General features: G+C 69.6%; 12 protein-coding genes and 2 pseudogenes. 5 read left to right on the top strand and 9 right to left on the bottom strand.

Annotated elements, in window-relative coordinates; translation table 11 throughout:
* Positions 1-523: 523 nt before the first annotated feature.
* Positions 524-1,048 carry a hypothetical protein gene (locus A6302_RS06855; protein ID WP_069306422.1) on the top strand — a complete coding sequence of 175 codons (525 nt, stop codon included), beginning with the start codon at positions 524-526 and terminating at the stop codon, positions 1,046-1,048.
* A gap of 20 nt (positions 1,049-1,068) precedes the next feature.
* On the opposite strand, the gene A6302_RS06850 is transcribed toward A6302_RS06855, so the two are convergent.
* Together A6302_RS06850 and A6302_RS24255 are read right to left on the bottom strand one after the other, a co-directional pair.
* On the bottom strand, positions 1,069-2,529 hold the full coding sequence (locus A6302_RS06850; RefSeq protein WP_245293957.1) for a hybrid sensor histidine kinase/response regulator: 1,461 nt from the start codon (positions 2,527-2,529) through the stop codon (positions 1,069-1,071).
* A 20-nt stretch (positions 2,530-2,549) separates the two neighbouring features.
* On the bottom strand, positions 2,550-4,580 hold the full coding sequence (locus tag A6302_RS24255) for a response regulator (protein ID WP_245293956.1): 2,031 nt from the start codon (positions 4,578-4,580) through the stop codon (positions 2,550-2,552).
* A gap of 144 nt (positions 4,581-4,724) precedes the next feature.
* Here A6302_RS24255 and A6302_RS06835 point away from each other — a divergent pair, with 144 nt between their 5' ends.
* Both A6302_RS06835 and lexA read left to right on the top strand, forming a co-directional pair.
* On the top strand, positions 4,725-5,444 hold the full coding sequence (locus tag A6302_RS06835; RefSeq protein ID WP_069306419.1) for a response regulator: 720 nt from the start codon (positions 4,725-4,727) through the stop codon (positions 5,442-5,444).
* Positions 5,445-5,757: 313 nt separating this feature from the next.
* Positions 5,758-6,468 (top strand): transcriptional repressor LexA, encoded by a 711-nt coding sequence (lexA, locus tag A6302_RS06830; protein WP_069306418.1) that lies wholly within the window; start codon positions 5,758-5,760, stop codon positions 6,466-6,468.
* Here lexA and A6302_RS06825 read toward each other — a convergent pair.
* Entirely contained in the window at positions 6,462-8,813 is a 2,352-nt protein-coding gene (locus A6302_RS06825) for a ComEC/Rec2 family competence protein (protein WP_069306417.1), read from the bottom strand. The genes lexA and A6302_RS06825 overlap by 7 nt on opposite strands.
* A gap of 134 nt (positions 8,814-8,947) precedes the next feature.
* On the opposite strand from A6302_RS06825, the gene gltX reads away from it, so the two are divergent.
* Positions 8,948-10,366, top strand: coding sequence for a glutamate--tRNA ligase (gltX, locus tag A6302_RS06820; RefSeq protein ID WP_069306416.1), 1,419 nt, complete (start codon positions 8,948-8,950; stop codon positions 10,364-10,366).
* 318 nt (positions 10,367-10,684) lie between these two features.
* The gene (gene gltA, locus A6302_RS06815) at positions 10,685-11,977 is read left to right on the top strand and encodes a citrate synthase (RefSeq protein WP_069306415.1); all 1,293 of its coding nucleotides are present in this window, start codon (positions 10,685-10,687) and stop codon (positions 11,975-11,977) included.
* 78 nt (positions 11,978-12,055) lie between these two features.
* Here gltA and lpxB read toward each other — a convergent pair whose 3' ends face one another.
* The 6 genes and pseudogenes from lpxB to bamA form a co-directional block, all read right to left on the bottom strand.
* Positions 12,056-13,258 carry a lipid-A-disaccharide synthase gene (lpxB, locus tag A6302_RS06810; RefSeq protein ID WP_069306414.1) on the bottom strand — a complete coding sequence of 401 codons (1,203 nt, stop codon included), beginning with the start codon at positions 13,256-13,258 and terminating at the stop codon, positions 12,056-12,058.
* On the bottom strand, positions 13,255-14,148 hold the full coding sequence (locus A6302_RS06805; RefSeq protein ID WP_069306413.1) for an LpxI family protein: 894 nt from the start codon (positions 14,146-14,148) through the stop codon (positions 13,255-13,257). The genes lpxB and A6302_RS06805 overlap by 4 nt, the downstream gene beginning before the upstream one ends.
* A pseudogene (lpxA, locus tag A6302_RS06800) lies at positions 14,145-14,950 on the bottom strand (acyl-ACP--UDP-N-acetylglucosamine O-acyltransferase). The gene A6302_RS06805 and the pseudogene lpxA overlap by 4 nt, the downstream one beginning before the upstream one ends.
* A 5-nt stretch (positions 14,951-14,955) precedes the next feature.
* Positions 14,956-15,386 (bottom strand): annotated as a pseudogene (fabZ, locus tag A6302_RS06795) (3-hydroxyacyl-ACP dehydratase FabZ).
* A 46-nt stretch (positions 15,387-15,432) separates the two neighbouring features.
* Positions 15,433-16,485 carry a UDP-3-O-(3-hydroxymyristoyl)glucosamine N-acyltransferase gene (gene lpxD, locus A6302_RS06790; protein ID WP_069306412.1) on the bottom strand — a complete coding sequence of 351 codons (1,053 nt, stop codon included), beginning with the start codon at positions 16,483-16,485 and terminating at the stop codon, positions 15,433-15,435.
* A 257-nt stretch (positions 16,486-16,742) separates the two neighbouring features.
* The gene (gene bamA / locus A6302_RS06785; protein WP_245293955.1) at positions 16,743-18,323 is read right to left on the bottom strand and encodes an outer membrane protein assembly factor BamA; all 1,581 of its coding nucleotides are present in this window, start codon (positions 18,321-18,323) and stop codon (positions 16,743-16,745) included.
* Positions 18,324-18,326: the final 3 nt, after the last annotated feature.

Genomic DNA, 18,326 nt, shown 5'->3' with positions numbered 1-18,326 from the left:
TCCCAGCCTCCGATGCCCCGACGTACCTTCAGGCACGTGTAGTCGTTGACGCCGGACAGAACTGCGTCCGGTCGCGAATCTTGGTGGTCCGATCAATTTCGGCGGCAGAAGATCCGCCTCGGGAGAGGCATTTCATCGACATGCGCCGCCGCGACGTGTCGGTAGTCCGATGCAAGGCAAGCTTGCAGGTCCGGACTTAAGAAAAACTTACTCAAACAGATGCAAACATTGAATCTGGACGCTGAATCAAGGCGCTTACGCAAGAGTACCTATATTTGATATGTTCACCTTATCTTTTTGGATGCCTGCACTGCCCGACGCCGGGGTGGCAGCCGCAACGGAACGCCGCACGAGTCTGAAACGGTTTGATTCTCTTGCGGTGCATCAACCGTGCAGAAAACAGACGCGCGGTGACCGCACGATGGGTGCTGCGGGATCGCAAGCGCTCTCGTGGAAACAATCGATACACAACGCCGTCCCCGGCGAGATCATCCGGCAACAGTGCGGGCCGATAACTCCTGCCATGGCGGCGGTGCTGCACCGTCCCTTCACGAACGGCACGCCGCCCGCCAAGGCATGCGCGAGCGGGCTATCGATCCACAAGGAGTTCACAGACATGATCAGATCTCATCTCGCCATCCTCGCCACCGCGGTCCTCGGCAGCGCCGCGGCGGTGTCCGCCATTGTCGGCGCCGCCGACGCCCGCCTCGGCGGCGGCCTCGCCATGATCGGTCAGTTCCAGCCCGGCCAGGGCTTCTCCGCCAATGTGGGGGACAAGCGGGTGATCGGATATTTCCTCGATCGCGACGGCGGCTGCGCGACCACCGTGATGATCTCCCAGGCAACCGGCACGGAGGCCGACGCGTCGACCGACGGGATGGCGCCTGTCCGTCCCGAGGCCGCCCTGCCCGCGGCGCGTGTCGAGTTCATGCTCGCCGACCGCGCCGCGGCGAGCGTGCGCACGCCGGATGGTGCCGGCATCGAGATCGCTTGCGGGGGTGCGGGCCGGACGCTGACCCTCGCGCACGCCCGGCAGGGCGTGATCTGAGCGGCAGGGACGGATCCGTCCTACTCGGCCGCCTCGGCAAAGACCGTGGCGATCGCGGCGCGCACGTCGTCGCGGCCGAAGGGTTTGGCCACCACCGGCGGCGCCGCATCGGCCAGCGCGCGGGCGATCCGGGCCGGGCCGGCGACCATGTCGCCGGTGACGAAGACGAAGCGCCGGGCAAGATCCGGCGCCCGCAGCGTCAGTTCCGCGTGCAGGGCGGTGCCCCCGCCGCCCGGCATGTGCAGGTCGCAGAAGACCATGTCGAAATGCTCGTGGCCGACCAGATCGAGTGCCGCGGCCGGGCCCACCGCCAGCGTCACTCTGTGGCCGTCGCGGTCGAGGATCTCGGCGAGCGTTCCGCCGACATCGGCCTCATCATCGACGACGAGGATCGACAGCGGACGCCCCGCGGTGATGGCCTCGCCGGCCTCCGTTTTCGGTGACGACGCGCCGACCGGCAGCACGATCCGGAACAGGGCGCCGCCGCCCGGCCGTTCGCCGACCTCGATCCGGCCGCCGTGGGCCTCCACGATGTTGCGGCAGACGGCAAGGCCGATGCCCGTGCCCGCCCCGGCCGGCTTGGTGGTGAAGAAGGCCTCGAAGATCCGCGGCCGCAGGTCGGGCGGGACGCCGGGGCCGTTGTCGGCGACCACGATGTGGACGCCGTCGTCGGCCCGGCGCGTCTCGATCCAGATGCACCGTTCGCGGTCGTCGGGCGGAAAGGCCTGCTGGGCGTTGAGCACGAGATTGATCAGCACCTGGGTGATCTGGTCCTCGTCGGCCTCCACGTCCGGGACGTCCGGGCCGTGACGCGGGATCACCGTGATGCCGGCGGACCGGGCGCCATAGGCGCCGATCTCCATCGCCTTGGCGACCACCGTCTCGATCGAGACTTGCGCCCGGCTCGGCTTCTGCTGGCGCACCATCGACAGGAAGGTGCGCACGATCCGCCCGCAGCGCTCGGCGGCGCTGCGCACCTTGGCGATGCGCCCCGGATTGCGCCGGTCTTCGGGCATCTCGTCGATCAGCGTCGCCTGCGCGACGACAATGGCGAGCGGATTGTTGAGCTCGTGGGCGAGGCTGGCGAGCAGCGAGCCCATGGCCGACAGTTTCTCCGCCTGGTGCAGCTTTTCGCGCTGCTCGGCGATTTCCCGTGCCGTGCGCCGCGCCTGGGTGAGATCCCGCACATAGGCGGCGTAGCGCACGCCCTCGACACCGTCGATCGCGTGGATCTGCAGTTCGATCGGGATGATCGACCCGTCGGACCGCATCGCCTCCAGTTCCACGCGCCGGCCGAGCACATGGGCGATGCCGGTGCGGCGGTAACGTTCCACACCGGCCCGGTGCGCCTCGCGCAGCGTCGGCGGCACGATGATGTCGCCGATCTCGCGGCCGCGCACCGCCTCGGTCTCGTAGGCGAACAGATGTTCGGCCGCCGGATTGAAGTCGACCACGCGGCAGTCGGCGTCGACCGTGATCACCGCATCGAGGGCGACCTCGATCACCGCGCGCGTCTTGCGCTCGGCGGCGACCAGCCGGCGATTGGAGTCCAGAAGCGCCAGATGCGAACCGGTGACCCGGTCGGCGAAGGGCCGCCACGCGGCGGGAAACACCTCGCGGTCGCCGGGATCACCGGTCGTTGCCAGCCGCTCGACCAGACCGGCCATGGCGATGGCGGGTTCCACGAAGGCCCGGGCGATCGCCATGTAGGCGAGCACCAGCATGGCGACCAACAGGGCGAGAAAGGCGATGAAGGGCAGCACGCCGCCGAAGGCCTGGGCCTCGACCACCGACGCCGGGACCGAATAGTGCAGCCGCCACGGCGCGCGTCGACGGAAAAATCGAGGCGGAAGGCGTCGCCCGCCCGTGCAAAGCCGAACAGGCCCGGCTCGGCCTCGCCGGTGAGATCAACGAGGCTCGCGGCGGGCGTCAGCTCCGAGGCGTTGCGCGCCACGCCGCGCGAGTCGGCCACGACATTGCCGGCGCCGTCGACCAGCACCAGGCTGTCCTTCGCCCATTCGGGCAGTGCCAGCGCCTCGCTGAAGACCGACAGCAGCACGTCGGTGCCGATCATGCCCATCTGGCGGCCGTCGACATCGACCGGCGCGTTGTGCGAGACCATCAGCCCGGCGCCGCCGGCATCCACATAGACGTGCGTCCACGATGCCCGCCGCGCCGGATTGCCGGCAATCTCGGTCAGGCGGTAGACGTCGTAGTCGAAATAGCCGAGGAAGCTCGCCAGCCGCGTCTCTTCCGGGCCGAGCATCGAAACGGCCGATGCCCAGGGCCAGATCAAGACGAAATCCTTCCGGGCGGTGAAATAGTAGCTCCATCGGAAGAAATTTTCCGTGGCGTGCACGGCGGCCATCAGCGGGAACAGACGCTCGGCGGCAATCAGTTCCGGATCGTCCTCCGGCCGTGCCGCGAGGGCTGCGCGCGGCCCCATGACAAGGCCGCCGCGATGGGCGGTGGCGGGCGCGGGTTCCGGAGTGGCGAAGATCGCGCCGGCTGCCGCATCGGCGGCCAGATGGCCGGGCGTGGTCGCCGTGCCGGCCGGGCTCGCAAGATCGGCGAGGAACGCCGTGCGCATGGCATCGACATGGACGTCGGCGGCCTTGACGATGCCCTCGACGACCGCGAGCCGCTCCTGCGCCATCCCTGCGCGCAGGTCGAGTTCGCGGCCGAGCGTGTCGCGGTATTCGCGCCAGATGAGCACCGCGAACAGCGCGACCAGCAGGCCGCCGGCGATCACCACCACACGTCGATGCCGGCGCGACAGCGCCGCGGCGTCAGAGATCGGGCGGGTCATAGCGATAGCCCTCGCCGCGCACGGTGCGGATGAGATCCCCGCCGCCCGGCGCCGTTTCCAGTTTCCGGCGCAGCGGGTGATGCGGATGTCGATCGAGCGGTCGGCGGGGTCGAGGTCGCGGCCGTCAACCAGCTGGGCGATCGCGGCCCGCGACAGCGGCCGGCCCGGACGCTCGGCGAAGACCCGCACGAGATCGAATTCCGAGGCTGTCAGTGCCACGCCGCCGCCTTCGGCATCGACCAGCCGGCGCCCCTGGACGAAGGCGGTGAGGCCGCCGAATTTCAGGCCGGTCTCGGATGCGGGTGCCGGTGTTGTGGTGGAAGGAGGGGATGCGGCCGGCGCCGCCTCGGGTTCGCGGGCCACCCGGCGCAGGACGCTGCGCACCCGCGCCAGCAGTTCGCGCAGATCGTAGGGCTTGACCACATAGTCGTCGGCGCCGATCTCGAGCCCGACCACCCGGTCGATCGGCTGGGAGGACCCGGTCGCCATGATGATGCCGGCCCGGGTCTCGCGGCGCAGCCAGCGGCAGAGCGACAGTCCGTCCTCGCCGGGGAGCGCCAGATCGAGAATCACCAGATCGACCCGCCGGGCGGCGACGAGATCGCGGAGTGCGCGGCCGTCGCGCACGCCGGTCACGTCCAGCCCCTTGGCCTCCAGATAGTCGACGACCGCCTCGCGGAGGTCCGCCTCGTCCTCGACGACGGCGACGAACTGCGTCTCCATGATGCCCGCTTGTGCCCCGCCACTCGCGAACGCCCCCGCCCGCGTAGTATGGAGTAGATATCTATCACCGGCGCCTGCCGGCTCCAAGGCCGGCCAGCGTCCCGCGCCGCCGGTTTGTTGCCTCGGATCAGGGATCGTCATGAGATGTTCCAGCCGTTGCGTGTGCTGATTGTCGACGACGAGGCCGACTTCGCCGAAGCGCTGGCGGTCTACCTGGAGACGCGCCGGATCGCGGTGCGCACGGCGACCGGCGGCGCGGAGCTTTTCGCGCTGCTGCCCGCGTTCCGGCCGGACCTGGTGGTGCTCGATCTGGCCATCGGCCGCGAGGACGGGCTGGTGCTTGCCGACAGGATGCGCTGCGATCCGGGCCTCGCCGTCCAGCCGGCGATCCTGTTCCTGTCCGGCAGCGCGACACCGACCGACCGGATCATCGGCCTCGAACTCGGCGCGGATGACTTCGTCGAGAAACCCGCCTCCCCGCGCGAGATCCTTGCGCGCATCCGCGCGATCGCCCTGCGGCTCGGGCGCGCCGATCCAGGACGGATCGTGCCGCTGGGGCGCACCGCCGTGGATCTGGCTGCCCAGAGCCTCATCGGCGCGGACGGCGAGGAGACCCCCCTCGGCCCGGGCGAGTTTGCCTTGCTGAAAGCCTTTCTCGACCGGCCGGACATCGTGCTCGACCGCGACGAACTGCTGCGCATCGCGCCTGCCTCCGATGACGAGCCTCTCGACCGCGCCATCGACCGCCGAATCGCCCGCCTGCGGCGCAGGCTCGAACCCGGCAACGGCGCCCCGGAGGTCATCGAGACGGTGCGCGGGGTCGGCTACCGCCTTGCCGACGGCGTCCGGCGGCGGATGACCTGAGATTCGCTCACCTGCCGCAGTGGATCGTCGCGACATGCTCGCTTGCGGGGCCGGCGTCACAGATGTCGCCCCACCTCCGGCAAGTTGACGACCACCTGCACACGTCGATCGTGCCGCCAGCACTGTTGCCGCTGCCCGCTCCGGCGCATGGCAGCTTGCGGAACACAGGAAGAACGGCTAATTTGTTCGTGATTTGTACCGAATCGGATCCGGCGCTGCGGCCTTGCTGCAAACCTGCGGTTCCGATCGGCGGCAGCGGCGTGCGCACCGGCATTTTCCGGTCTGCATCGACGCCAAGCGGAGCTGGGCCAGAATGCTGACGCGCAAGCAGCACGAGTTGCTGATGTTCATCCACGAGCGGCTGAAGGAGGCCGGGGTGCCCCCGTCCTTCGACGAGATGAAGGACGCGCTCGACCTTCGCTCGAAGTCCGGCATCCACCGGCTGATCACTGCGCTGGAAGAGCGCGGCTTCATTCGCCGCCTGCCCAACCGGGCGCGGGCGCTGGAGGTGATCAAGCTGCCGGAATCGGTCGGTCCCGGCCTCGCGAGCCGGCCGCGCGGCTTCTCGCCCAACGTCATCGAGGGTGACCGCGGCAAGGCCAGGCCGCCGGCCCCGCCGGTCCCGGTCATCGAACAGTCCGACAGCATCGGCGTGCCGGTGATGGGGCGCATCGCCGCCGGCGTGCCGATCTCGGCGATCCAGACCCATTCGCACACGGTGCAGATCCCGGTCGATCTGCTCTCGGCCGGCGAACATTTCGCACTGGAAGTTCGCGGTGACTCGATGATCGAAGCCGGCATCCTCGATGGCGACACGGTGGTGATCCGCAAGGGCAACACGGCCGAGTCCGGCGACATCGTGGTCGCGCTCGTCGACGACGAGGAGGCGACGCTTAAGCGGCTGCGCCGGCGCGGCGCCTCGATCGCGCTGGAGGCCGCCAACCCGGCCTACGAGACCCGGATCTTCGGGCCGGACCGGGTGCAGGTGCAGGGCAAGCTCGTCGCGCTGCTGCGCCGCTACTGAGGAGCCGCGACCGGCGGGCTTTCACTGGCGGGCTGCGGGCGAGAGGCCGGCCGGGACGGCCGCTCTGACCGGCGGGCGGATCGCTCCACGGCGCCGGCCGGTGTCCACGGCCGGCCTTCGCCCGACAGGGCGGTGGCGACGAGATCGAGGCGGACCTGCTCGCCGGCAACGGCGGCCGTCCGCCATGTGCTGGCGCCGGTCTCGCGCAGGGTGCTGCGGTCGATGACCGCGGCGTGATCCTGGCACCAGCGGGGTGCGTCGAGGCCCGTGACCACGAGATCGGCCCTGCGGCATTCCTCCCGGAAGGCGGCGGGATGGCGGATGACGGCGATGTAGAGCGTGCGGCTGGCTGTCGCATCGGCGGTGCCCGGCTCGGTGCCTTGCGCCGCCGTCTGCGGACGTGCCGCCTCCCCCATGCGCAGGATGCAGGCGTCGCGATCGCAGGCGACGCCCTGGCGCAGGCGGCGGTCGTCGGGCGCCAGCGGACTGCCGACATGGCGCAACCAGGTCGAGGCTTCGAAGGACGAGGCGCGGCCGACGAGGCGCGGCACACCATCCCCGGCGATGATCAGCACGCCCGTGCCGCTGCCCGAGATCAGCAGGTCCGGCCGGGGTCCGAACGGCATCAGCAGGACGCCGAGCGCGAGCGGCAGCAGGCCGAGTCGCCGGTGCCCGCCGTTCCAGAGCGCAAGCCACGTGCCGCCCGCAATCATGAGCAGGACGGCCTCCAGCGGCGGATGCGGAACGATGCCGCCGGACGGGGTCCAGTCGCTGACCATGCGGGCGATGGCGAGCATGCCGTCGATGCCCCAGCCCATGGCGACGAGGGCGGGGCCTTCCAGGCCGGTGGGCATGGCCAGGCCCGCGAGCACCGCGGCCGGCATGATCACAAAGGTGACCAGGGGCACCGCCAGCAGGTTGGCGACAAGGCCGAGGGGCGAGACCCTGTCGAAATGCCAGGCGGCGATCGGCGCGGTGGCGAGGCCGGCGATCAGCGAGGTCAGCATCAGGCCGCCGACGAAGCGCCAGAGCCGGCGCGGTCCTTCCGACACGAAGCCGCCCTGCGGGCTCTTCTGCTGCTGGCTGCGCAGGCGCGCCGCGAACCACTCATAGGCGGAAATCAGCGCCGCGACGGCGGCAAACGACATCTGCGCCCCCGGATCGAGCGCCGCCTCCGGGGCGATCAGCAGCACCAGCAGGGCAGCGACGGCGACGAGCCGCAGGTTGATCGCCGAGCGGCCGAGAATGACCGCGACCAGCACCAGGGCGGTCATGATCGCCGAACGCTGGGTGGCGACGCTCATGCCGGACACGGCAAGATAGCCGAGGGCGCCCGCCAGCCCGACCACGGCGGCGATGGATTTCACCGGAAGGCGCAGCGCCAGCGGCGGGATCGCCGCCAGCAGCGCCCGGACGAGGCCGTAGAGCACCGCCGTGACGAGGCTCATGTGCAGGCCGGAGATCGACAGCACGTGGGAGAGGCCGGAGATCCGCATCGCCTCGTCGGCCGCAAGGCTGATCGCGCCGCGGTCGCCGACCATCAGGGCGGCGGCGATCGCCCCGGCGTCCCCCGGCAGTTGCGCGCGGATGCCCTCACCGACCCTCTGCCGGAAGGCCTCCAGGGCGACGACGGGCGTCATGTCGGCCGGCAGCGGCGGCGTGACGGCCAGCGCGCGCACCGGACCGAGGGCAAAGCCGGTGCCGCCGATCCCGTCGAAATAGGCCTTGCGCGCAAAGTCGTAGCCGCCCGGCACCACGGGTGCGGACGGCGGCGCCAGCCGGGCGAGCAGTTCCACCGCTGCGCCCGGCGCAAGGCTCGTCTCGGAGGCGCGCACCGAGACGGTCAGCCGCGCCGGGAGGTCTTCCGGCCGTGTCCGGCTGATCGCGATCGGCCGCAGCACAAGGCGGGTCAGGCCGCCGCGCCGCGCCTCGGCGCGCTCGACGAAGGCGGTCACCGTGGCGGTCCGCTCGGTGAGGATCATCGGGTGAGCGCCGATGCGGGTGTGAGCGGCGGCGAGACAGACGCCGCCGCAGGCCATGGCCAGCAGCAGCGCGGCGAAGGCGTGACGCCAGCGTGCGACGAGGCTCGCCGCCACGGTCACGAGGCCGGCGGCCACGAAGGTGGCGGGCGGCGGCTCGAAGGGGAGGAGGAAATAGAGGGCGATGCCGCCGCCGAGCGCAACCGGCAGCCACAGGAAGCCGCGTCCTGCGGTGATGTCCTCGGCGAGGCCGCGGCGAAGGCCGGCCAGCCCGCGCGGCACGGCCCGGCCGAGCCACTGCAGGACGCCGACGGGGCCCGCGCCGCGGACCGAAAGCGGCCGGCCGGCCAGCCCCCGGTCCGTCACCGCGCATCCCTTTGGATTCTGCCTGCGACCATGCTAGATCACCGCAACCCGACGCCCGCGACCCGCCCGCATGCCCCAGGCTCTCGACCCGGGGTGGCCGGCGGCCATCACTGCATCCCACACGAGTTTTGCCCATGTCCGACGCCGTCGTCACGCGATTTGCGCCCTCCCCGACCGGATTTCTTCACATCGGCGGCGCCCGCACCGCTCTCTTCAACTGGCTCTACGCGAAGTCGAAGGGCGGCCGGATGCTGCTGCGCATCGAGGACACCGACCGCGAGCGCTCGACCGACGCGGCCGTTGCCGCGATCATCGACGGCCTGACCTGGCTCGGCCTCGACTGGGACGGCGAGCCGATCTCGCAGTTCGAGCGGGCGGAGCGCCATCGGCAGGTCGCCCGCGATCTGGTGGCGGCCGGCAAGGCCTATCTCTGCTACTGCACGCCGGCCGAGCTGGAGGCGATGCGCGAGAAGGCGCGCGCCGAGGGCCGTCCGCCGCGCTATGACGGCACCTGGCGCGACCGCGATCCTTCGCTGGCGCCCGAGGGCGTGAAGCCGGCGATCCGGATCAAGGCGCCGCAGGACGGCGAGACCATCATCGACGACCAGGTGCAGGGCCGCGTCGCGTTCCCGAACAAGGACCTCGACGACTTCATCATCCTGCGCTCGGACGCCAATCCGACCTACATGCATGCGGTGGTGGTGGACGACCACGACATGGGCGTGACCCACGTGATCCGCGGCGACGACCACCTCACCAACGCCGCGCGCCAGAAGATCATCTACGATGCGATGGGCTGGGCCTTCCCGGTGATGTCGCACATTCCGCTGATCCACGGCGCGGACGGCGCCAAGCTCTCCAAGCGTCACGGCGCGCTCGGCGTCGAGGCCTACCGGGCGATGGGCTACCTGCCGGCGGCGCTGCGCAACTATCTCGTCCGCCTCGGCTGGGCGCATGGCGATTCCGAGGTGCTGTCCACCGAGGAGATGATCGCGCTGTTCGAGCTCTCCGGCATCGGCCGCTCGCCCTCGCGCTTCGACTTCGCCAAGCTGGAAAATCTCAACGGCCACTACATGCGGGTGACGCCCGACGCCGAGTTGCTGGCACACATCGAACGCCTGCTGCCGGACCTGCCCGACGGCGCGGCGATCGCCGCCAAGCTGGACGACACCATGCGCGCCAAGCTGCTTGCGGCCCTGCCGGGCCTCAAGGAACGGGCGAAGACGCTGGTCGAACTCGTCGATGCCGCCGGTTACCTGTTTGCCGACCGGCCGCTGCCGATCGACGAGAAGGCGGCGCTGCTGCTCGACGCCAACGGCCGCAAGGCGGTGGGCGATCTTGCCGAGAAGCTGGCCGTGGTCGACGACTGGTCGGCCGCCTCCACCGAGGCGGTGGTGCGGGCCTATGCCGAGGCCGAGGGCCTGAAGCTCGGCAAGGTGGCGCAGCCGCTGCGCGCCGCGCTGACCGGCCGGACCACCTCGCCGGGCATCTTCGACGTGCTCGCCGTGCTTGGCCGCGACGAGACCATCGGCCGGCTGCGCGACGCCGCCTGAGCCGCGACACCTCCCGGCAGCGCCCGGTCCCGGCGATGCAGCGGGCGACCGGGCGGCCGGCCGGACAGGCTTATGCTCGGGCCGGAGAGGCGACGGATTCTCCTCGCAGGTGCGGCGCAACAGTTGCGCCGCGCCGCGCCTTCCGTGCAGGCGCGAGAGCGCCGCGCGCGGCTTGCCGCAGTGCACATTTTCCGATACGCAGTCAGCAAGGCTCCGCAGGATCCCTGCGTTCCTTCCCCCGGCGCGTATCCCTCGGCCCCAGGCCATTTTCCGGTCTTACGCGCTTCCTGGACAGATCCATTCAAGGAGGTTCGATCCATGAGCGAAACCCCAGCCTCCCTCAGCATCGGCGATGCGGCCAGTTCGCTGCCGGTGAAGACGGGAACGATCGGACCGAGCGTCATCGACATTTCGAAGCTCTACGGCCAGACCGGGCATTTCACCTACGATCCGGGCTTCACCTCGACGGCGTCCTGCGAATCCCAGATCACCTACATCGACGGCGACAAGGGCATCCTGCTCTATCGCGGCTACCCGATCGACCAGCTCGCCGAGAACGGCGACTTCCTCGAGACCTGCTATCTCCTGCTCTACGGCGAACTGCCGACGGCGGCCGAAAAGGCGGATTTCGACTACCGGGTGACGCGGCACACCATGCTGCACGAGCAGATGAACCGCTTCTTCTCCGGCTTCCGCCGTGACGCCCATCCGATGGCGGTCATGGTCGGCGTCGTCGGCGCGCTCTCGGCCTTCTACCACGACTCGACCGACATCTCCGATCCCTACCAGCGGATGGTCGCCTCGCTGCGCATGATCGCAAAGATGCCGACGATCGCGGCGATGGCCTACAAGTATTCGGTCGGCCAGCCCTTCGTCTATCCGGACAATGCGCTCGACTTCTCGGCGAATTTCCTGAAGATGTGCTTCAGCGTTCCCTGCGAGGAATACAAGCCGAACCCGATCTACGCCAAGGCGATGGACCGGATCTTCATCCTCCATGCCGACCACGAGCAGAACGCCTCGACCTCCACGGTGCGTCTGGCCGGCTCCTCGGGCGCCAACCCGTTCGCCTGCATCGCGGCCGGCATCGCCTGCCTCTGGGGCCCCGCCCATGGCGGCGCCAACGAGGCGGCGCTCAACATGCTGCAGGAGATCGGCACGCCGGATCGCATTCCGGAGTTCGTCGCCCGCGCCAAGGACAAGAACGATCCGTTCCGCCTGATGGGCTTCGGCCACCGGGTCTACAAGAACTACGATCCCCGCGCCCGGATCATGCAGCAGACCACCCACGAGGTGCTCGGCCAGCTCGGCATGTCCAACGATCCGCTGCTGCAGGTCGCGCTGGAACTCGAAAAGATCGCGCTGTCGGACGAGTATTTCATCGAGCGCAAGCTCTATCCGAACATCGACTTCTACTCCGGCATCACCCTGCGCGCCCTCGGCTTCCCGAAGTCGATGTTCACGGTGCTGTTCGCGGTCGCCCGCACGGTCGGCTGGATCGCCCAGTGGAAGGAAATGATCGAGGATCCGGGCCAGCGCATCGGCCGCCCGCGCCAGCTCTACATCGGCTCGCCGCAGCGCGAATACATTCCGGTCAACGCGCGCGGCTGAGACCGCGTGCAGGCAGGCATCCGGAAGGCGTGCGGAGCGATCCGCGCGCCTTTTCTGTTTCATCAGGAGATTGCTCGATCAGGCGCCGGCATGCGGCCTGCCGCGGCGGGCAACGTCGATGACGACCTCGGCGGCGAGATCGCTGGGATGCCGGCCCTCCGGCAGCGCCATGGCCGCGCGCAGCCTTCCGAAGGCTTCCACCTGGCGGCGGCGGGCGGGATCGGAGAGATCGAGCAGCGGCGCGACGTGATCGGCGAGATTGGGGCCGGTCACGCCGTCTTCCAGGAATTCGGGCACGATGTTCTCGCCGAGGATGATGTTGGTCAGCACCATCGAGTGGACGTAGGCGAGGCGCGGAAAGATCCGCGTGAGGTCGCGGAAGCGGCGGTAGAACCAGTCGAGCTTGTAGGTGACGATCATCGGCACGCCCGACAGGGCCAGTTCGAGCGTGACCGTGCCCGAGGCGGCCAGCGCCGCACGGGCGCTGCGGAAGGCGGCGAATTTCGCGGCCTCGCCGACCATGATCTCCGGCTGCACCGGCCAGGTGGCGACCGCGGCGCGGATCTCGTGCTCCAGATGCCCGACCGCAGGCAGGACAGCCCGGAACTCGTGGCCACGGGCGGCCAGTTCGGACAGCGTCTCGGCAAAGGGCGCCATCAGCCGGCTGACCTCGCTGCGGCGGCTGCCGGGCAGCACCACCAGCACCGGGCGCTCGTCCGCGGGCGTTTCGCCCAGCGCTTCGGTGCGGGCAAGGTCGAGACGCTCGGCGAGCGGATGGCCGACATAGGTGCAGGGTGGGCCACCGAGCCGGCGATGGACCTCCGGCTCGAAGGGCAGGATCGCCAGCAGGTGATCCACATAGGCGGTCATCTTGCGGGCCCGGCCCGGGCGCCACGCCCAGACGCTGGGACTGACATAGTCGACGACCGGGATCTGCGGCCGCTTCTTTCGGATGCGCCGCGCCACCGCGTGGGTGAAATCCGGGCTGTCGATGATGACCACCACGTCCGGTTCGGCGGCCAGCGCGGCATCCACCGTCTGGTGCACCCGGCGGACGATCGTCGGCAGCCGGGCGAGCACGGCGGAAATTCCCATGACGGAGATGTCGGCGAGCGGGAAGAGGCTCGAAAGCCCGAGGCCGATCATGCGGTGGCCGGCAAGGCCGGAGAAGACGACACCGCCCTCCCCCAATCTCCGCCGCAGTCCGGCCACCAGCCCGGCGCCGAGCTGGTCGCCGGATTCCTCGCCGACGACGACGAAGACCTTCAGCGGCGCGGTCACGCCGCAGCCCCGCGCTGCCGGCCGACGAGATAGATGCCGGTCTCATCCGCGGCGGCGATCGTGGCGCGGCGGTCGAGCACCAGCACGCGGCCGGCCTCGACGGCGATGCCGGCAAGACCCGCGGCGGCGGCGGCCGCAACCGTTGCCGGGCCGATGGTCGGCATGTCGACGCGCATGTCCTGCTGCACCTTGGCCGCCTTGACCAGCACGCCGTCGCGGTCCTTCCAGCGCAGGCGGCCGATCCGGCGCAGTTCGGCGATGCGGGCGATCAGCATGTCGGTGCCCTCGACGCCCTCGACCCCGACGACGCGGCCGCCGACGGCCACCGCCGCCTGGCCGATGTCGAGCCGGCCGAGAAGGTCGACCGCCTCGAAGGCGCAGGCGATGTCGCCGTCATGGCGGCGCTGGGGAGCGTGACGGCCGAGAGTGCCGACGGAGGCCACGAGGTCCGGCGCAACGTCCTGAGCGCCGACGACCCGCAGGCCGCGATCCTCGAAGAAGCGGACGACCCGCTGCAGCACTGTGTCGTCGCCGCCGATCATCATCGCGAGGATGCGCGGCAGGTTGACGATGGCGCCGAAATCGAGCCGGATCGACGAGAAGTCCGGCCGGGACACCGAGCCGGCGATGACGATCTCCTCCACGCCCTCGCGGCGGATGAGGTCGAACAGCCGGCCGATCTCGCCCCAGCGGACGGAGTGATGCGGGAAGCCGCGATAGCCGGGATCGACCTCGCCGTCGATGCCGAAGATGACCACCTGACGGCCGGCGGCCGTGGCACCCGCCGCCACGGACAGCGGCAGCAGGCCGCCGCCGGCGACGATGCCCAGAGGCTTCGAACTTGCAGGACCGCTGCCGGCCGGAGCGGGGGCCTGCGGCCCGGCGCTCATTCGCCGTCCGCCTCGATCGACTCCGGCGTGCTGATCTCGCGGTCGCCGCCGGCGCGCAGGAAGGTCACCAGCCGGTCCACCAGCGGCGATCCGCCGAAGCGGGCCTCGAGGTCATCGGTGCGCGTGGCCAGGCTGCCGGCACCGGAGAAGAGCGCGCGATAGGCGGCGCGCAGGGCATGGATCTGCTCGCGCGGGTAGCCGGCGCGGCGCAGGCCGACCAGGTTGAGACCGCCGAGCCGGCCGCGGTTGCCGACCAGCATGCCGAAGGGAATGAGATCATGGGCAACGCCGCTCATGCCGCCGACAAAGGCGTGGTCGCCGATCCGCGCCCACTGGTGGACCGCGCTGAGGCCGCCGAGAATCACGTGGTCGCCGACGGTCACGTGGCCGGCGAGCGTGGCGTTGTTGGCGAGGATGACGTTGTTGCCGACGATGCAGTCATGGGCGATGTGGACACCGACCATCAGCAGGCAGCGATCGCCGACCCGCGTCTCCATGTGGCCGCCCTCGGTGCCGAGATGCAGCGTCGCGTGCTCGCGGATCACCGTGTCGGCGCCGATCACCAGCCGGCTCGGCTCGCCGCGGTATTTCAGATCCTGCGGCGGCACGCCGCGACGGCGAAGGGAAAGAAGCGGGTGCGCGGCCCGACCGTGGTGCGGCCGTCGATCACCACGTGGGACTGCAGCACCACGCCGTCGCCGAGAACGACGTCCTTCCCGACCGTACAGAAAGGGCCGATGGTGACGCCCTCGCCGAGGGTGGCGCCGTCGGCGACGATCGCAGTCGGATGGATGTCGGTCATGTGTCCTACCCGTCAACCAGCATGGCGCTGAGTTCCGCTTCCGCGACCTTGATGCCGGAGACCTTCGCCTCGCAGGCATACCACCACATGCTGCCGCGCTTCTTGATCTTCTTCACGTGATATTCGACGACGTCGCCGGGACCGACGGGCTTGCGGAACTTCACCTTGTCGACCGTCATGAAGTAGACGATCTTCGGGCTGCCGATGCCCTCGCGCGAGGCGACGCACATGCGCCCGCGGTCTGGGCCATGCCCTCGATCATCAGGACGCCCGGCATCACCGGCCGCGAGGGGAAATGCCCCTGGAAATGCGGCTCGTTGATCGTCACGTTCTTGATGCCGATGCCCGACTCGTCGCTGTCGACCTCGATCATGCGGTCGATCAGAAGAAACGGATAGCGGTGCGGCAGCAGTTCCAGCAGCCGCATGATGTCCATGACCTCGAAGGTCTTCTTCTCGCCCGTCGCCACAGGGCTTTCGGTCTCAGTCACTGTCACCGTCTCCAACAGCCTTGGCGGCGAGCTTGCGCAACGTCCGCACTCCCTTCATCCACTGGCGGAGCGGCATGGCCGGGGATCCGCCCCACTTCTCTCCCGCCGGGATATCACTGGCGACGCCGCTGTTGCCCGCGACCTGCGCGCCGGTTCCGATCCGCAGATGGCCCGAAATGCCCGCCTGTCCGCCGAGGGCCACGAAATCGCCCAGCGTGCTGCTTCCGGAGATGCCGCTCTGGCTGACGATGACGCAATGCCGTCCCACCACGACGTTGTGGCCGATCTGCACGCCGTTGTCGATCTTCGTGCCTTCGCCGATGATCGTGTCGCGATTGGCGCCGCGGTCGATCGTGGTGTTGGCCCCGATCTCCACGTCGTCCTGGATCGCCACCCGGCCGATCTGCGGCACCTTCATGTGTCCGCTGGGCCCCATCGCGAAGCCGAAGCCGTCCTGGCCGATGCGCACGCCGGGATGGATGATCACCCTGTTGCCGACAAGGGCGAACATCACGGTGGCGCCGGCGCCGACATAGCCGTCGCGGCCGATCCGCACGTCGTGGCCGATCACCGCGTTGGCGCAGATCACCGTGCCCGACCCGATCTCGGCCCGCGGGCCGATCACGGCGCCCGGCTCGACGCACACCCCATCCTCCAGCCGTGCGTCCGGATGCACGACCGCCGCCGGGTGGATGCCGGAATTGCCGAAGGCGCCGGTCAGGCGGGTCGCGTCGGGAAACAGCGCCTGCACCACCATCGCGCTCGCGCGGTAGGGGGAAGCGGCGACAATCATTGCCACGCCCTCGGGCGCCTGCGCGGCGTATTTGGTTCCGCAGATGCAGGCCGTCGCGCGCGTGGCGCGGAAGTCGGCGAGATAGCGGGGATTGTCGAGGAAGGTCAGTTGCCCCTCCCCGGCCTCGCTCAGGGGGGCGACGCCGGTGATCACCGCCTCCGGATCGCCCGCCGCAACCCGCCCCTTCACCAGGGCGGCAATCTCGGCGACCGTGAAGGTTCGGGCGGGGCGGAAGAAGACGGGATCAGGCATGGGATTCTTCTGCAAGGCTGCGCGATCGTGGGACGGCGACGGATCTGTCGGTGTGGCGAGACAAGGACGGCCACCGCCCGTCCCGCCTCTGCCATAGCGCCCCCGCCGCCGATTTGGAACCGCTTTCACGCACCGGGCACGCAGCGGACGTCATGCATCGCCGCACCGGTTCGTCCGGCCGGTTGCCCCAGCGTGGCGGTCTCATGAAAAAGGCCGCCGAAGTGGCGGCCTTTTCCGATCTCGTCCGGCAATCCGGATCAGAAGCGCGTTCCGCCCGAGAAGCTGAACAGCTGCGTACGGTCGGCGTCGTCTTCGGCCACCGGCAGCGCGACGTTGGCGCGCAGCAGGCCGAAGGGCGACTGCCAGAGCAGGCCGAGGCCCACCGAGGCACGGATCGAGGCGTCGTCGCCGATGACACTGGCACCGGTCGCCGCGACAGTGTCCTCGTCCACGTCCCACACGGTGCCGGCATCGGCAAACAGCGAGGCGTAGAAGCCGAGGTCCGAGGGGATCAGCGGAACCGGGAAGATGGTCTCCACCGTGCCGCCGACGAAGAACTGGCCGCCGAGGAGGTAGCCGGTGTCCGCGTCACGCGGGCCGATGCCGCCGCTCTCGAAGCCGCGCACCAGGTCGCCGCCCATCCGGAAGTGGTCGCGATAGTCGAGGTTGTCGCCCAGACCCACCACGTGACCCGCCTTGGCACCGACGTGACCGATGATGCCGTAGTCGGTGTTCAGCTCGCGATAGTAGTCGGCCTGCACGGTGGTGCGGATGAACTGGGCATCGCCGCCGACGCCCGCGCCTTCCTGGCCGAACTTCGCATAGATGCCATCCCGCGGCATCGCCATGTTGTCGATCGTGTTGTAGACGAGCGAGTAACCCAGCGACGACACGATCCGGTCCTCGTCACTGATGAGGTTCGGATTGACGTCGGTGATCTTCGACGAGATCTCGTCGATCTCCGACTGGGAGATGTTGTAGCTGAGGCCGAGCGTCAGATCCTCGACGAGCGGGATGCCGAGGCGGAGCGTGCCGCCGTTGACCACTTCCTCGTAGGGATGCAGCGACGTCGACGAGGATTCGCCGATGGCGTTGCGGTAGATGTCGAAGCCGGCCGACAGGCGACGGTCGAGGAAATAGGGCTCGGTGAAGGACAGCTGGTAGGTCTGGGTGTCCTCGCCGCGTCCGGCGGCGATCTTCACCTGCTGGCCACGGCCGAGGAAGTTGCGCTCGGACAGCGAGACCTGGGCAATGATGCCGGCGTCGGTGGAATAGCCGCCACCGATCGAGATCTCGCCCGTGGACTGATCCTCGACCTGCACGTTGACGATCACCCGATCCGGCGCGGAGCCCTGCTCGGAGAAGATCTTCACGCTCTTGAAGTAGCCGAGGTTGTTGAGGCGGCGCTCGGCCTTGTCGATCAGCACCTGGTTGTAGGCGTCGCCCTCGGCGAGATCGAACTCGCGGCGGATGACATAGTCCCGGGTGCGGGTGTTGCCGACGACATTGATGCGCTCGATGTAGGTCCGTGCGCCCTCGTCGATGAAGTAGGTGATCGCGATCGTGCGGGCGTCGTAGTCGCGTTCGCCGCGCGGACGGACCTGGGCGAAGGCGTAGCCCCGCGAGCTGACGGCCAGCGTCAGATCCTCGAGCGTGCGCTCGACGGCTTCGGAGTCGTAGACGGCGCCGGGGCTGGTCCGCGCCGCGCCTTCAAGGGCGGCAACGTCGAGATCGGGCAGCGTGGTTTCGACGCTGATGTCGCCGAAGGTGTACTGCTCGCCCTCTTCCACGGTGAAGGTGATGAAGAAGGCGTTCTGGTCGCGATCGAAGTCGGCCACGGC

Source organism: Methylobrevis pamukkalensis (assembly GCF_001720135.1).
Classification (GTDB): Bacteria; Pseudomonadota; Alphaproteobacteria; order Rhizobiales; family Pleomorphomonadaceae; genus Methylobrevis; species Methylobrevis pamukkalensis.
The sequence above is the reverse complement of the archived record's forward strand: the minus strand, read 5'-3'. Positions and strand labels throughout refer to the sequence as shown.

What these genes read in the sequence shown, in the direction of transcription:
- gltX (WP_069306416.1), top strand. Translation starts at nt 8,948, where the DNA reads ATGTCCGACGCCGTCGTCACGCGATTTGCGCCCTCCCCGACCGGATTT.
- A6302_RS24255 (WP_245293956.1), bottom strand. Translation starts at nt 4,580, where the DNA reads ATGGAGACGCAGTTCGTCGCCGTCGTCGAGGACGAGGCGGACCTCCGC.
- gltA (WP_069306415.1), top strand. Translation starts at nt 10,685, where the DNA reads ATGAGCGAAACCCCAGCCTCCCTCAGCATCGGCGATGCGGCCAGTTCG.
- A6302_RS06855 (WP_069306422.1), top strand. Translation starts at nt 524, where the DNA reads ATGGCGGCGGTGCTGCACCGTCCCTTCACGAACGGCACGCCGCCCGCC.
- lpxD (WP_069306412.1), bottom strand. Translation starts at nt 16,485, where the DNA reads ATGCCTGATCCCGTCTTCTTCCGCCCCGCCCGAACCTTCACGGTCGCC.
- lexA (WP_069306418.1), top strand. Translation starts at nt 5,758, where the DNA reads ATGCTGACGCGCAAGCAGCACGAGTTGCTGATGTTCATCCACGAGCGG.
- A6302_RS06805 (WP_069306413.1), bottom strand. Translation starts at nt 14,148, where the DNA reads ATGAGCGCCGGGCCGCAGGCCCCCGCTCCGGCCGGCAGCGGTCCTGCA.
- A6302_RS06835 (WP_069306419.1), top strand. Translation starts at nt 4,725, where the DNA reads ATGTTCCAGCCGTTGCGTGTGCTGATTGTCGACGACGAGGCCGACTTC.